Origin of the sequence: Pseudoalteromonas sp. MMG005, assembly GCF_018101015.1 — a bacterium.
Classification (GTDB): domain Bacteria; phylum Pseudomonadota; class Gammaproteobacteria; order Enterobacterales; family Alteromonadaceae; genus Pseudoalteromonas; species Pseudoalteromonas aurantia.
Genome location: NZ_JAGJEK010000006.1, coordinates 17,786 through 35,544 on the forward strand (window position 1 = coordinate 17,786; position 17,759 = coordinate 35,544).

Genomic DNA, 17,759 nt, shown 5'->3' on the forward strand with positions numbered 1-17,759 from the left:
TCCCACCATGTTTGTTGTATTAATGTCCTGTTGCCCTGTTAAGAGGCGAGTGTGTTTAAAAGTGTTGTAACTTGTATGATGTCCTCTGGATTTTTTATCCAATCATTATGATTGGATTTCAAAGTCAAAATACTCGGCTGTGAAGTGTCGACGACTTCATTCAAAAAGCTATCAGGGACTGTTAAGTAGTAATTAAGTAAATGCTCCACTAATAACTGCTTATCCCGATCTTCAGCGTTTTCGTTTGGTATCACTTTGCTGGTCGCCTTAAGCACAACCGTATGAGCGTTGGTTATTAACTTGTTAGCGGGGGTATATTCGTAGTTAATTTTGTCTGGTATCACATCGGCTAAATGCGGGTGAGTGTTGAATATCTCATTATTTACCATGTGGTAATTGAAACACGGGTCTGCAAACACCAAATGACTGACCTTATCACCTGCATATTCTAATTGTTTCGCGATTTCCACAGCGAGCGTTGCACCAAAGCTCCAACCAAATAATCGATATGGACCTTGTGGCTGGAGTTGCTTGATGTGCTGTACATATTGGCTTGCTAGCCTTGAAAAGTCATAAAATTGAACGGCAAACTCACCACCTTGCTGAGTCTGTGCGGCATAAATATTGTTAAAACAATGGCAAGGGCCTTGTAGTTTTGGTACAAGCGAGTTGATATAGCTTTCTGCACCACCCCCTCCAGGAGGCAGCAAGAACCAGGGAGTAGAGGGTTGATCGAGGTTATAGCTTAGCACTGAGTCAATATCTGATAAGGTGGTTAAGCCGCCTTGAGCAGCTGCGTCACATGCTTCCTTGATAACTTGCTCTAACGCGGTTTTAAATTGGTTTTTAAATGTGTCACTTTGCGCATCACTGAGTCGACTGGCAATACTAACTTGCAATTGACCAACTCGAACTTCTGCATTGATAATTAAGGCCATTAAATCGACATTACGCGGATCACTGGCCAAACCGGCGGACTCGGACAGCAGGGATAGCCCCTCACTTTTTGATGATTTCTTCGTATCTAATTGGCCTAAATAGTTAAAACTAATGTTTGGTAGCGCACTGGTATTTAAAAGCTGTTTAGAATTTAACACACCAAACCCAATGCCCTTATCTGGAATATTTCTCAGCATCTCTTTGGTATTAATAATGGTATCGGCGATTGTATGTTGTGACGAGAGCCGCACAGGGTACATGCTGGTAAACCAGCCAACGGTGCGAGAGATATCGATATTTTCTGCTAATTGCTCTCTACCGTGACCTTCCAAGGTAATATGACTTGATGTTTGGTCAAACGTTTTATTGAGTGCCAAAGATAAGGCTGCTAACAGTAAGTCATTAATTTCGGTGCTAAAGCCTTTAGGGGCTTCTCTAAGGAGCTTATGCGTCAGGTGAGTATCAAAGCTAAAATGTGTGCGTACCACTTCTTGTGCAATTGGTGCTGTAGATATGTTTGTACACACGTCGTTCCAATAAGGCTGTTGTTGCTCAAAAGAGTATTGCTCTAACGTCGTTGCCCATTGTCTATAGCTGCTGGTTTTTTCCGAGATAGGCGCATTTAACAGAAACTTACTGAGATCTTCAATTAAGATCCGCCACGAAATACCATCAATAATTAAATGGTGAAAAGCCAGATACAGTTTAGATGTGTTATCGACATGGTTATTGAGCACAGCACAGCGCCACAATGGCCCCTTTTGCAAGTCAAATTGGCTTTGCATCGTGGTTAACTTGGTTTGAACATCGTTGTCATCAAGGTGAGTAACATCCACAATTTCTAAGCTTGGAGACGGGCAACATTCTAAATTTTGGTAGTTTTGGATGACCCCTTCGTTGTCAAACGTATACTGTGCGCGCAACATATCATGGTGAGAATGTAACCATGATATGGCGTCATTAACGCGCGTTATGTCTGTCTGTTCGGGTAGCTGTATCAAACAAGATTGATTGAAATGCGCTGGCTTTGCGAATTGTTGTTCAAAGAACCACTTTTGAACTGGCAGTAAGCCTGCTTCTCCTTCTAACACCCCTTTTTCACGTTCTATTTCAATACATGGGTCTTTCGAATTGATCTGCTGCGTTAATTGGCGAATAGTTGGCTGCTCAAATATATCTCTTGTAGTGAGCTGGTAGCCACTTTGTTTGATTGCTGACATCAATTGAATACTGATAATTGAGTCGCCGCCGATTTGGAAAAAATTATCATCAATACTGACTTTATCCAGGCCCAGCAAATGGCACCAAATTTTAGCAAGCGTCTGTTCTACTTCATTGCGTGGTGCAATGAATAATGCTTCAGTTGAGAAGTTGGGTTCAGGGAGTGCACGTTTATCAATTTTTCCATTCACAGTCATTGGTAATGAGGGAATCGCTTGAATGGCCGAGGGCATCATATAACTCGGAATTCTTTGCGTTAATTGTTGTGAGATGACGGCAGCATCAAATGGTGCATTGTCGTCTATCACGACATAAGCGACAATACGTTTAAACTCCTCATTAGAGAAGACTTGCACCGTTGCTGTGAGGATGTTGTCACATTGTTGTAGTGCGTTTTCAATTTCGCCTAATTCAATACGATAGCCGCGAATCTTTACTTGAAAATCATTTCGGCCAATATATTCTAGCTGCCCATCTTGACTCCATTTAACTAAATCACCACTTTTATACATGCGGTTCATACCGCGCTGCAGATGTTCCGGTGTTGCAAATGGATTGATTAAGAAAACAGAGTCAGTCAAATCAGGCCTGTTTACATAACCACGTGCCATGCCAACGCCGCCTATATACAACTCGCCAACAACACCTGGCGGTAGTAGGTTGCCAGCAGGCGATAACACCAAGGCTTGTTTATTATTAAGCGCACGACCAATAGGCGCTGATGACGTATTACTGCTGAGCTTGCAGATGGTGGCGTAAACAGATGTTTCTGTTGGGCCGTAAGCATGGTACATCGTGAGCTTAGGTGCAATTTCTTGAATTAACTTCACTTTATCTAAGTCTACTTGTTCACCACCAAAATTGATTTGCTTTAATGGGGTATCGACAAAAAAGGTGGTACTGGCAAAGCGGTTTAACAAGGCGGTTGTCATGAACAAAGTATCAATGTCGTTTTCAATACATCTGATTCTTAACAAGTCAGGGTCAACAACGTTACCATGGTCAATCAGATGCATTGTGCCCTGATTACAGAGGGTTACAAAGCAGTCAAAGATGAAAGCGTCAAAGGTTATGCTCGACAAGCTCGCAACATTTTGTAGTAGGTTGCGGTCTATAATGCTTGAATCGGTGGCAAAGGAAACGAGGTTTTGATGACTTATTTCGACACCTTTTGGATTACCAGTAGTCCCTGATGTATAGATTATATAAGCAAGGTCGTGTGGGGCCCTAGGTATACTCAAAGGAGTTAATTGTGTGTATTCCGATTCATGGTGAGTATCAGATAATATGCTTATTACTGTCTGACTTTCACCCGCCAAGCAGCTTTGTAAAGAAGTTTGAGTATCGTGTTGGGTTATCGCAACTTTTGCCTGACAATCATTTGCGATGTACTGCACACGCTGTGCGGGAAAATCAGGTGAGATAGGCACATAGCAGCCACCGGCTTTTAATATCGCTAATATGGCGACAATCGAGTCTATTCGCTTATTATGAAACAGTATAACTGGGAAGTCGTCATTATCAGAAATCGCTTGAGCGCGCTTAACCTCAATTAAGCGGTGTGCTAAGCGGGTAGAGCGTATTTCTAAATCTTCATAGCTTACTCGATCGTTATTGCAAACCACTGCGTCATGCATTTGTGACTGTCTACTAAGGTGCGTTATTAATTCATGCGCGGTGGTGTCATGTGGGAACTCTGCGAAGGTATTATTCCAATCAGCTAAAATCTGAGTCTGTTGCTCAGCTGTGCATATGTCAATGTGTGCATGCTCTAGGTTAGGCTTTTGCCCTATCTGAGCAAGAATAAGTAACAATTGATCTATTAATACTGTCGCCTGTGATTGTGCAAGCCACTGTTGGTTATACTGCAAAGTAATATCAAGACTTTCGGTCTCTTTTACCACAAGCGTTAACGGAAATTCTACACGTTCTGCGCTGGCTGAAAACTGCCACTTTTTCGCTTGTTGCTGCGCTTGCGGATCATCCATGCTGGGATAGTTTTCAAATACAAGCAGACTATGAAATAAACGTTCGCCGTTATTTTGTAATTCAGCGAGACCAATATTACTGTGGCTATTTAATTCTAAAATCGCATTTTGGATAGTGGTGAGCTGTTCAGAAATACTGTGCTTGTTATCCCAATTAATCGCCAATGGTAGGGTATTAATATAGGCACCAACACTTTGCTCAACATTTGGTACAGGCATTTCTCTGCCGGCAACGACAGTGCCTACAATTGTTTGTTCGTCCCGTGTGTAAATTTGCACGAGTTTGTGCCACGCCAATTGAATTGCACTATTAAGCGTCACCGCTTGTTTACTACAAATATTCTGTAATGCGGCGTAGTGATGATTGGGTAAACGAGTGCTAATCTCGTTTGCCGTAGTATTTACACGTGATTTCTCCAAGTCGACCGTGATGGAAAACATACTGTTTAAATCATTTGCTGCAACGAACTCTTTCGTCTTCTTTTGCCAGAATTTACGCGTTTGGGTTTGCGTATCTCGCAGGTGAGCTTGCGCTAAATGGTAGGCTTCATCAGGTATCACCGAAGGTACAACATCACGCAGTAATGCGCTGTAATACTGATGCACGCATTGCATGAGTATTGGACCACTCCAGCCATCACAAATGCTATGATGCTCGGTTTTTAAAAGTCTGTAGTGTTGCTCGGTATGCTTGATTAGTTTGAGTTTTAATAGCCCAGGTTGAGAGAAATCAAATGGGGTATGTAACATCTCATACTCTAACTTCTCTATTTCTTGGTTATGTAGCTCTGGCGAGAGATGAGTTAAATCAACGACGTCATAATTGTGTGTATTAACACCCGCCTCTTTACTGATGATTTGCACAAGTGCTTGCTGATAATCATAAGCGGTGCGCAATGCGGGGTACCGCATAGAAGTCAAAACCCAAGCTTGACGATATTTTTCTAGATTAATTTCGTCAAAATATTGCATTTGAGATTGAACTCGATACGCCACATCTTCGGGATAGCTCAGTTGATGCAGCACAAAGCCCTGCTGTAAATTATTGGCAGGATAGAGGGCTTCAATAGCATAGCGGTGCTGTAAAGACTGTAAGTGTGACATTGATATGTTGGTTAACTTATAGTCACTTGGGGTGTTTGTACTACCTAGCTTGGCTTGCTCACAACAGAGTTCAATCGTTGTCAGTAACTGCTGTTCGAACTCAGCAAGGAATTGTTGCGTTTGGTTATTATTAAGCTGACTATTGACGTTAATGGTTAAACTATCGGCTATCACTGCGGCATTGATATCCAGAGCGAATTCAGAGGTGTTTATTGGTGAAATTGCACTGCCAGAGTGCTTATCTACTAAGTATGCACCGTCAGGTTTTTTCTGTTTGCTGTTACTCCCTACTTGACCAAGATAGTTAAAGCAAATGGTGGGTAATGAGCCAGTAAGTTGTTCTGAGAAATAACATGGACCAAAACCAACGCCGTTGTCAGGAATTGCACTTAGCGACTCTTTTATGTCAATAATCGTTTGTGTTTCACTGTCACGGGTTGTTAACAGTACGGGGTAAATCGATGTAAACCATCCAACGGTACGAGAGACATCTAGCGCGTCATCAATGGCTTCACGTCCATGTCCTTCCAGCATCACTAAGTTGTCTTTATTGCCTGTTAATTTGGTCAATGTGCTAGAAAGTGCACTTAGGATCAGATCTCTAGGTTGCGTGTTAAAGCCATGGTTAGCTTGCGTAACAAATAGGTTAGATGTGGTTTGGCTTAAAGTTAATTGCACCTGCTGTTGCGATGCAATTGGCTGCAATGGTGCGCTATTATGATCTAATATTTTTTGCCAATACACGCGCTGCTTAGAATGCTCCGTAAGGTAGTTATTGAGACCTGTTTGCCATTGGCGGTAACTACTGGTTTTGTTATTAGCTAGGTTTTTACCCGTTAACAACGTGTTGAGGTCCTCAATAATGATCCGCCAAGATACAAAGTCGATAATGAGATGATGAAAAGCACACAATAGATAATCAGTATTGTTTGCGGTGTCAGACAGTTTGGCCACCTGCCATAATGGTCCCGTTTTTAAATTGAATTCACTCTGCAGCTGTGTGGCTAATGCGTGATATTGATCGTCGTTTAACTCTGAGATATCTCGTTCGATAATATCCGGTACAGAGCAATGCGCTTGATATTGTTGTACCACGCCCTCATCAGAGTCTTGAAATTGGCACCGAAGAATATCATGTTGCTCTGCGAGTTTAATGAATGCGTTATGCAGCGTTTCACAGCTGACTAAAGGCGGCAGCGCTAACATAAAAGTTTGGTTCCAGTGATTCTCATTGGCTAACTTTTTATTGAAAAACCAGTGTTGAATGGGGAGCAATTCAAATGTGCCAGTGAGCATACCTTGTTCAGCATCAATATGACGCTGGGTTGTATTACTTGTTTTTAGCAAGTACGCAAGACGTGCTGGTGTAGGTGCATTGAAAATATCTTTTACTTGCAGTTGTATATCTTGCTCTCTTAACTGAGACACAAGTTGGATACTGACAATGGAATCTCCCCCAATTTGGAAGAAGTTATCTTCAATGCCGACTTGTTCAATTCCCAAAACCTCCTGCCAGATGTCACACAGTTGTTGCTCTAGCTCATTACGAGGTGCAACGTAGTTGTTCTCATCAGTGAAGGTGGGAGTAGGGAGCGAAGCTCTATTGAGTTTCCCGTTGCCAGTTAATGGCAGGTCTTCAATTATAGTGAAGCTACTAGGCACCATATATTCAGGCAGCTGCTGCGATAAACTGACGCGTAATTGTGCAATGTCTACTTCGTCAGCATTGTGCGGCACGATATAGGCAGCTAAAGCTTGGCCTGCATTGTGTGCTACATCAATCACCACCGCATTTTTAAGTTCAGGAAGTGCACTTAATACGGCACTTATCTCACCGAGTTCAACACGATAGCCCCTGATTTTAACCTGTTCATCGTTACGACCTAAGTATTGAATATCGCCGTTATTCAACCAACGCGCTAAGTCACCGGTTTTATACAGTCGTGTATGGTTAGGTTGATGAGAGAACGGATTCGCAATAAAGCGTTCTTGATTGAGCTCGTCACGATTTAAATATCCTTTAGCGACACCACAACCCGAAATATAGAGTTCACCCGGCGCACCAATAGGCACAGGTAATAAGGCATCAGATAATACATGCAACTGCACATTACTGTAGGGTTTACCAATGCCCTGATGTTGGCGCGGATAGGCTTGCGCGAGCATCGCGCCAACGGTGGCTTCGGTTGGGCCGTATTCATCAAAGATGGCATCGCAATAGGGGGCGAGTGTTTGTACACTTTGCTCAGTGAGGGCTTCGCCCCCAAGCATGAGCGTTGCAACTTGAGTGTCACTGTCAGGGAAAATAGACAATGCCAAACTCGGGGTGGTTTTAACAAACTGTACATTAAGCGTACGGATATGGTCGCGGTAAGCGTCGACATCGAGAATATCACCGGTATATAAGCAGATCTGTTGTCCGTGTAACAGCGGGCATAAAGTGGTGGTAACAGATAAGTCAAAACAGTAGTTAGATGAGAAGTCGATACGTTGGTATTGTTTGCCAAGAGCGTGTGTTAACGCATCAAGGTAATACAGTGCATTACGCTGACTCAGCATGACACCTTTTGGTGTGCCAGTGGTCCCAGAGGTGTAAATGATATAGGCCAAACGCTCGAGGTTATTAGGTCGAGTCAGGGTAATATCGACCAATGGGTCGGTACACAGGTCCACATTAATACACTGAGCTTGGTCAAGCATCGGTGCCAAAGTATCACAGAGTGTCGTATCACTGAGTACTAAAGCTGTTTGTGTATCTTCTAAAATAAACTCAACACGAGAGTGTGGGTATTGAGGAGATACAGGCACATAAGCGCCACCGGCTTTAAGAGTGGCCAATATGGCAACGAGCATATTGACGCTGCGTTCAAAATACAATGCGATGGGACAATCAGCAGGTAAGCAGGTGTCGGCATCAGGGTGAGATTCAACAATATAGGCTGCGAGGGTATCTGCCCGGTGATTGAGGGCTTGATAGCTCAAGGTCTCGCCGTCAGCGGTTGCAATGGCAATGGCATTCGGTGTTGCTTGGGCATGCTGCTCAAATAATGTTGCTAGGTCGAAGGTAGCATCGAACGCTCGCTCAGTGTTATTCCAGCTTTGTAGTAATGATTGCTCATGATTTAATAGCCCTGCTACGGTAGAAATAGGCTGAGTATCATCGTCTAATAGTTTATCGAGCATGCACACAAACCGCTCACTAAGGGCCTCGATAAACGGCTTTGAATATACCGCAGTACTATAATTTAAATCACCGAAAACACCTGAATCGGCATTTTGTAACAGTAAGCTGATATCAAACTTTGCCACTTTATGAAGCGCTTTTATTTGTTCTTGTGGAACGGGCGCAAACAACTGTTGACTATCTTCGCTATTATTGGCGAACTGTTCTAGGCTAAACATCACTTGAAATAAAGGGTGTTGTGCGGGATCTCTGGTTAATTTGAGTGCATCTATCAGCTTATCAAACGGTAAGTCTTGATGGTTTTTAGCCTCAATGAGTGTTTGGTGTGTTTGCTTAATAAGTTCTACCCAATTTAACGCTGGGTTTGCAGATATCTTGAGTGGTAAACTATTTACAAGAAAGCCGACTAAGTTTTGAGTTTTAGAGTAATGGCGATTATCAGATGGAGTCCCAACAATGATTTCAGATTGATTACTTACTTTATTTAAAGTGAGTGCCCATGCGCTGATTAATACGACATATAAACTTGTTTCATGGCGCTGCGCGAGATCTTTTAGTTTATCTGAACGAGTTTTACCAAGCTGTATTGGGTGATCAGCACCTTGGTAACAAAACTCTTTAGGTCGATTTAAGTCGCTGTGCAATGTCAGTTGTTCAACACCATCAAATTGTGATACCCAGTAATCGAGCAATTGCTCAAGCGTTTCACCTTCTAGGTGATTTCTTTGCCAATTGGCATAATCGCGGTAAGTTAACTCAACTGCAGGGAGTTGCACTTCTTTACCGGCTTCACGCATATAATATGCTTGATGTAGATCCCGCATAAATATCTCTGTAGACCAGCCATCAAAAGCAATGTGATGCCAAATGAATAGCAAGTATTGTTTCGTGTCTGTATGCCAAGCTAATACTCTAATACTTGCTTCATTATTTAAGTCGAAAGGCGTATGAATCGCTTCTTGTACTACAGCGTTTAAAGCATCATGTTCGTTATCTATTAAGCGACTTTGCAATTCTAGGGTGTAATCAATTAGGGTTTGATAGTCGCCGTTTTGATCGCTTTTAAAAACGGTTCTGAGTGCATCATGACGTGTTACCACATGCGTGATAGCTTGCTGCAATATATCGATAGAAGTATGGTCATCTAGCGCGACTAAATATGGAATATGATAGGCGCTGGTCCCTTGTTCGAGTTGTTCAATAAACAATAAGCGTTCTTGCGCAAAAGAAAGTGGTGCACGATTGAGCTCTGTTAGCTGGTTAAACAGCTGCTTAGAAAACACCTTCCGATGCTCTAAAAACTGCATTAGCTGAGGCTTGTGTGCTTTTAATTTACCAATCAATGCAGCATCAGGCGTGGTGTTTCCAAAAGATAACTCAAGACCACCATCTTGTAACCAGATTGATAGATTATTCTGCTTTAGCTCATTCAATAGCGACAACATAGTTATATCCTTATGCTATTTGTTTGTTCTTCAATATCTGAATTATTGGGTACGTCAATATCAGGCCCTTGTGCTTGGGTATGACAATTATCAGCAATCGCAGCAACAGTTTTGTGTTCAAATAAAACGGTAATTGGAATTGATAATGACAGTGTTTTGTTACACTGGTTCATTAAACGGATTGCTGTAATTGAGTCGCCACCAAGGCGGAAGAAGTTATCTTCAATGCCGACTTGTTCAATTCCCAAAACCTCCTGCCAGATGTCACATAGTTGTTGCTCTAGCTCATTACGAGGTGCAACGTAGTTGTTCTCATCAGTGAAGGTGGGAGTAGGGAGCGCAGCTCTATTGAGTTTCCCGTTGCCAGTTAATGGCAGGTTTTCAATTATAGTGAAGCTACTAGGCACCATATATTCAGGCAGCTGCTGCGATAAATTGACGCGTAATTGTACAATGTCTACTTCGTCAGCATTGTGCGGCACGATATAGGCAGCTAAAGCTTGGCCTGCATTGTGTGCTACATCAATCACCACCGCATTTTTAAGTTCAGGAAGTGCACTTAATACGGCACTTATCTCACCGAGTTCAACACGATAGCCCCTGATTTTAACCTGCTCATCGTTACGACCTAAGTATTGAATATCGCCGTTATTCAACCAACGCGCTAAGTCACCGGTTTTATACAGTCGTGCATGGTTAGGTTGATGAGAGAACGGATTAGCAATAAAGCGTTCTTGATTGAGCTCGTCACGATTTAAATATCCTTTAGCGACACCACAACCCGAAATATAGAGTTCACCCGGCGCACCAATAGGCACAGGTAATAAGGCATCAGATAATACATGCAACTGCACATTACTGTAGGGTTTACCAATGCCCTGATGTTGGCGCGGATAGGCTTGCGCGAGCATCGCGCCAACGGTGGCTTCGGTTGGGCCGTATTCATCAAAGATGGCATCGCAATAGGGGGCGAGTGTTTGTACACTTTGCTCAGTGAGGGCTTCGCCCCCAAGCATGAGCGTTGCAACTTGAGTGTCACTGTCAGGGAAAATAGACAATGCCAAACTCGGGGTGGTTTTAACAAACTGTACATTAAGCGTACGGATATGGTCGCGGTAAGCGTCGACATCGAGAATATCACCGGTATATAAGCAGATCTGTTGTCCGTGTAACAGCGGGCATAAAGTGGTGGTAACAGATAAGTCAAAACAGTAGTTAGATGAGAAGTCGATACGTTGGTATTGTTTGCCAAGAGCGTGTGTTAACGCATCAAGGTAATACAGTGCATTACGCTGACTCAGCATGACACCTTTTGGTGTGCCAGTGGTCCCAGAGGTGTAAATGATATAGGCCAAACGCTCGAGGTTATTAGGTCGAGTCAGGGTAATATCGACCAATGGGTCGGTACACAGGTCCACATTAATACACTGAGCTTGGTCAAGCATCGGTGCCAAAGTATCACAGAGTGTCGTATCACTGAGTACTAAAGCTGTTTGTGTATCTTCTAAAATAAACTCAACACGAGAGTGTGGGTATTGAGGAGATACAGGCACATAAGCGCCACCGGCTTTAAGAGTGGCCAATATGGCAACGAGCATGTTGACGCTGCGTTCAAAATACAATGCGATGGGACAATCAGCAGGTAAGCAGGTGTCGGCATCAGGGTGTGATTCAATAATATAGGCTGCGAGGGTATCTGCACGGTGATTGAGAGCTTGATAGCTCAAGGTCTCGCCGTCAGCGGTTGCAATGGCAATGGCATTCGGTGTTGCTTGGGCATGCTGCTCAAATAATGTTGCTAGGTCGAAGGTGGCATCAAACGCTCGCTCAGTGTTATTCCAGCTTTGTAGTAATGATTGCTGTTTGAGTGTTTGCGTAGCAAGCTGAGAATGAGGCTGTTCAGGGTTTGCACATAGCTTTGATAAGATCAGACTTAATTCATTCAGTAAGTCATTGGCCCTAACTGTGGTTAACCAGTTGGGATTGAAGTGCATTTTGAACGACAGTGAATCGCCTTCTTGTTGTGCAACAACGGATAAGGGGTAATCCCCTTTTTCGATTGACTCTCTAAAGTGCCAAGCGCCAGTTGTCTCAGGTGCCGGGTAGTTTTCAAATACGAATAGAGAATGAAATAAGCGTTCTCCATTATTTTGTAAGCGAGATAAGGATACGTCGCTGTGGCTATTAAGTGACGCAACACGCTTTTGTATTTGTTTGAGTATGTCTCTACAGCTGGCATCGGCAGGCCAATCAATTGCCAAAGGTAAGGTGTTGATGAACAACCCCACAGCTTGCTCTATCCCTTGTACTGGAATTTCTCGACCTGAGACGGTTGTACCAACAATCGTTTGCTCATCTGCACTATAAATTGCAATGAGTTTGTGCCATGCAAATTGTAAGGCCGCGTTTAATGTTACCCCTTGTTGTTGACACACGCTTTGTAATTGCTGCAGCGGTTCACCTTGCAGTTGCAGTTCAACGCACTCAACCTGTTCCAGAGTCCGATTAATATTAAAATCGATGGTATTATCGAGTAATGCGTTAATGGCATTGGCATTGCCAAATCGTTGTTTTTCTTGCTGCCAGAATGACTGTGATCTATCCGCATGCTTTAGGTAATATGCCTGTGCATTCAAATAGGTTAATTGCTCTGTTACGTTAGGGATATTGCCATCTAGCAGTTGTCGGTAATGTTGCGACACCGCTTGTAACAACATCGGCCCACTCCAACCATCGTTGATACTGTGATGTTCTGTTTTGATTAATGTGAAATGATTGGCTTGTTGCTTAATGAGCTTAAAGCGTATCAATCCTGGCTGTTGTAAATTGAACCCAATTTGGCGATCCTGCTGTTGTAGCTGGGTTATTTCTCGTTCGATACAGTTACGGTCTAAATGACTTAAATCAATGACTTCAAAGTTATTGTGGTCAATACTTGGCTGCTTAGTGACAATTTGCAGTAACGTCTCTTGCCAATCGAAAGCAGTTCTTAAAATAGGGAACTGCTGTGAGGTGTAATGCCAAGCTTTAATAAACAATTCGACATTCAGTGTTTGTTTTATGTCCATAACCAACTGAACACGGTAAGCATCATCGTTAGGGTAGTTGACACTATGATAAATAAAGCCTTGTTGTAGACTATTCGCAGGGTAAATTGTTTGAATATCGTATTTAGCTTGTAGGCTTTGCAAGTGCTGCCAAGAGAGATCTTTTACCCCATAATCAGCCGGTGTATTCAAGGTGCAGATCTGTGCTTGTTTACATGCAGTATCAATAACTTGATGTAACGCAGACTTAAAATGTTCTAAAAACGCTAAGGTATGATTCTGATCGAGCTTTGACACGACCGAGAAGTCCAATTGACCATTCCTTACGGCGCCATTGATGTTTAATAGCAATGGGCTGTTAGCCTGCGCATTTTCTTGTGTCATGACGTAACCGACGTTTTGATCACTTAAATGCCACTCACCTTCTGTGCTGTTATTGTTTAATTGACCAAGATAGTTAAAGCATACCTGTGGTGTGATCGCTTGCATCTGTTGTGTGAGGCAAAAGCTACCAAAACCAATGCCTTTATCAGGTATTTGGCGTAAGTTTTCTTTGGTATGCACAATCGTATCAATGGTGTTATCAGCAACATCTAACCGCACCGGGTATGTGGTTGTAAACCAGCCAACAGTTCTACTGACATCAAGTTGAGGGTCGATAAGCTCTCGTCCATGCCCTTCAAGTTGAATGTGGTTTGTACTTTCGCCAAATGTGGCTTTGAGTGCAATTGCCAATGATGACAATAACAAATCGTTTATTTCAGTATTTAAGCCAGTATTTGCTTCACGTAGTAACTTATCGGTATCACTTTGCGCTAATTGGATGGTGTATTGTTGCGCGTCGGACGAACTTTCGAGAGGCGAGAAGTCACTTTGTACTTGCTGCCAATATTTTAGTTGCGCTTGATTGTGAGTCGCATAATCTTGGACTGCGTTTACCCACTGACGATAACTTGTGCCCTTATCAGCTAAGGTTTCATTTTTAAGTAATGTTTGTAAGTCTTCACTAATTACACGCCATGAGACAACGTCGATGATGCTGTGATGAAAGGCTAAGAATAAGCGGTTATACTTGCTGGATTCATGGGTGATCAATGCGGCACACCAAAGAGGTCCTTGGTGTAAATCAAACTGGCTTTGTAATTCGGTTAATGTCGCATGGATACCCTCACCGCCAGTGCTGAGATCGCTGGCATTGATATGTATGAGTGTGGGTGCCATGTGATCTGCTTGATAGCGTTGCACAGTGTTGTTTGAGTTTGTCTCGAAAGTACACCGCAGCATGTCGTGCTGCTGGTTGAGTTGCGCGAGTGCTTGCTGGATGTGTTGATGCGTATACGTCGTGGACACATTGAGCGTGAATGCTTGGTTCCAGTGGTTTGGGTTAGGGGGCAAATTGTCAAAAAACCAATTTTGAATCGGGAGTAATTCAAACTCACCTTCAAGTAGCCCTTGCTCTGTCATGATAGTAACTTCATGGCTTTGCTGGGTTTGTAATAAATAAGCTTGCTCAGCAATGGTGGGCGCTTCGATGATGTCTTTTACTTGAAGCACATGCCCAGCTTGGCGTAGTGCACTGACTAATTGAATTGAAACTATTGAATCTCCGCCGATGCGGAAAAAGTCATCTCGAACGCCGATTTTTTCGATCCCCAGTACTTGTTGCCATATCTGACAAAGCTGTTGTTCAAGTTCACTTGTTGCCTCGACGTAATTATCGCTCGCGGTAATACTCGGCTGTGGCAAAGATTTGAAATCAATTTTACCGTTGTTATTCATGGGTAAGTGTTCTACTTCCATGAAATAGGTCGGTATCATATAGTCAGGCAGCGCTAATGCGAGTTTTTCACGTAATTGGACTTCGCAAAAAGCTTCTTTTTCATTGCGAATAAAGTAAGCCAGTAGTTGCTTGTTACCCGCTTGTTCGAAAACAGTAACAACCCCTTGCTTTATTTCAGTTTGATCTGTGAGAACCGTTTCAATCTCAGGTAACTCAATGCGGAAACCGCGCAACTTAATTTGATGGTCGTTGCGGCCAATATACTCAAGTTCGCCTCTAAAGGTCCAACGAACGAGATCACCAGTTTTGTATAGCTTGTCATACCCATTTTCGATATCCGATGCACTTGCAAAAGGGTTATCTATGAAGCGCTCAGCAGTGAGCTCAGGCTTATTGAGATAGCCCTTGGCTAAGCCAGCTCCACTGATATAGAGTTCACCAGCAACGCCTGTTGGAACTGGCGTGAGGTTATCATCTAATAGATATACTTTTCGTTGGTTGATTGGCTGACCAATGGGTACTGAACCGGTAAAATCAGCGCAATTGTAGAACGTTGCAAAGGTGGTACTTTCGGTTGGCCCATACGCGTTAATTAATCGGGTTGGGCGGTTATCGCGGGCAATAATGTCTTTTACTATGTGTGGGGTTAAGGTTTCGCCGCCAGAAATTACACATTTCAACCCATCATAGATGTTATTTTTTTGTACATATAATGAATCGAATAATGTTCGGGTCAACCACAGTATGGAGATGGCATTTTTCTGTAAAAGTGTGGCAATTTGATCCGGTTCAGCACCACAGTGGGCAGGTGCTACAACAAGCTTTGCCCCTTGTACGAGAGGCGCCCATACTTCAAATGTGGCAGCGTCAAAATTTGGGTTCGACATATGCAAGTATACGTCATCACGAGTCGCATTAATCACGTCAGTCGATTCAACAAGTGAGACAATTGCTCTATGCGGTACGACCACGCCTTTTGGTTCTCCAGTGGTGCCAGAGGTATAAATAATATACGCGTCATCAACGCTGCTTGTTGTGGCAATTTGGCATCTTGATTGCTCAAACAACTGCACTTTGTCAATGGGAACGGTATTACAGCTAAAGGCTTTATTAAGGCGTTCAAAACGCAGTTGTAAATCAGATTGGGTCAATACCAATGTGCACTGTGTATCATCCAATATATAGCTGATCCGCTGATCTGGATACTCTGGGTTGAGTGGCGCATAGGCATAACCTGCTTTTAATATAGCAAGCATACTGACAACCATGTCAATAGAGCGTGTTGCAAAAATACCAATAAACCGACTCGGGTTGTCACTGCGTGCTTGTTCAGCTTGTATGTGTGAAGCGAGCGTGTCAGCACGTTGGTCGAGCTGTGCATAGGTTAACGTATTAGAGTCATCTTGCAGTGCAATATCGTCGGGATAGCGCTGCGCATTTTGCCACACCATATGGTGAACCGTTGTTTTTAAATTTACTGATGGCGTGTTGTTATGGTCAATTAATAGGCGTTGTGATTCAGCTTCATCTAGAAATACAATGTCGTTATGTGATTGATTTAAATCTTGTGTTGTCGCAACCAGTACTTTTTCCATTTGTTGTAAAATACGGTTAGCTTTAACTTGAGTAAGCCAGCTTTGGCAAAAGCTCAGTTTTAGTAGTAACACATCTTGCTGCTCTACCACGCTGATTGTAAGTGGGTAGTCCACTTTTTCGATCATTTTATTAAATGACCAAGCTAAAACATCAGTGCCTGTTGGGGTGGGGTAATTCTCAAAGACAAATAAGCTGTGGAATAGCCGAGAACCAGGGTCTTGTAATTCAGACAAGGCTACCCCACTATGGCTGTTCATTTGAGCAATAGCGTGCTTTAGCTCAGTCAGTAAGTCGCCAATAGACTTTGACTGAGACCAGTTCAGTGCTAGCGGTAATGTATTGATATACAATCCAACGCTTGAGTGGATCTCATCAATCGGTAACTCGCGCCCAGACACGGTTGTGCCCACAATTGTTTGTGTATCTTGACAATATAATTGAATAATTTTATGCCAAGCAAATTGCATAAGCACATTGAGAGTGAGACCTTGCTGTTGCGCAAGTTTTTTGAGTGCACTGTGTAAATCCGAAGGCAGTTTGAGCTCGCAGCTTCCAGCATTGGTCAAAGCCACTGACTTAGATAAATCGATATGGGTACTTAACATGCGATTCAAGTCATTTGCATGTTCAAATTGCTGTTTCTGAGTTTTCCAATATGTGTTATCTGTCAGTGTTTGCTGTGCATAATGGCGCTGAGTTGCTTCATATGCTGTTTCCTCAATGACAACTGCAGGTTTTTGTTGAGACAGTAATTGGTAATTCTTGTGCACAGTTTGCAGTAGTACAGGAAAACTCCAACCATCACTAATACTATGGTGCTCTGTTTTTAATAATGTAAAGTGTTGCGCGCCGCGCTTTATTATCTTAAAACGCATTAAGCCAGATTGACTGAGATCAAAAGGGGTATGCCTATCTGATTTTATAATGTCTTCAAGCTGTTGTTGTTGCTGTTGAACCGTTTGATTGGACCAATCAAGGAATGAGAAATGGCCGTCAGTGAAGCCTGCTCCCCCTTTAATTACTTGTAATATGTCATTTTCCCAGTCAAATGACACGCGCAATGCAGGATAACGCATAGAGGCAAGGATCCATGCTTCTTTATATAAATCTAAATCGAGAGATTGGTTGTAATCTATGATTAATTGGACTCGATAAGCATCATCATCAGGTTGTACTAAGTGATGATATATAAACCCTTTTTGCATGCTATTAGCAGGGTAAATTCCTTTTATTTCGCTATCAGAAGCAAGTTCGTTGTCTAAAGCTTGTTCAAAATCTGATTCATTAAAGATACGTTTATCATTTAAAAACTGTAGTAACGTACTTTTGTTTTCTGTTAACCATTCAATCCACTGCGGGCTCACGCCAGCATCTGAGTGTGCTATTTGTACTTTGTCGCCATTGGCCCAAACTGCGACATTATCCTTTGCTAGTAATTGGCATAAGTTCAACATA

2 protein-coding genes are annotated in these 17,759 nt (G+C 42.7%); both read right to left on the bottom strand.

The window, feature by feature from the left end; translation table 11 throughout:
• Positions 1-38: 38 nt before the first annotated feature.
• Entirely contained in the window at positions 39-9,881 is a 9,843-nt protein-coding gene (locus J8M01_RS06080) for a non-ribosomal peptide synthetase (RefSeq protein WP_211057371.1), read from the bottom strand.
• Between the two features lie 2 nt (positions 9,882-9,883).
• Positions 9,884-17,758, bottom strand: a complete 7,875-nt coding sequence (locus tag J8M01_RS06085; RefSeq protein ID WP_211057372.1) for a non-ribosomal peptide synthetase — start codon at positions 17,756-17,758, stop codon at positions 9,884-9,886.
• Between the last annotated feature and the right edge of the window lies 1 nt (position 17,759).

Coding starts and splice junctions, on each gene's coding strand:
- J8M01_RS06080 (WP_211057371.1), bottom strand. CDS start 9,881: ATGTTGTCGCTATTGAATGAGCTAAAGCAGAATAATCTATCAATCTGG.
- J8M01_RS06085 (WP_211057372.1), bottom strand. CDS start 17,758: ATGTTGAACTTATGCCAATTACTAGCAAAGGATAATGTCGCAGTTTGG.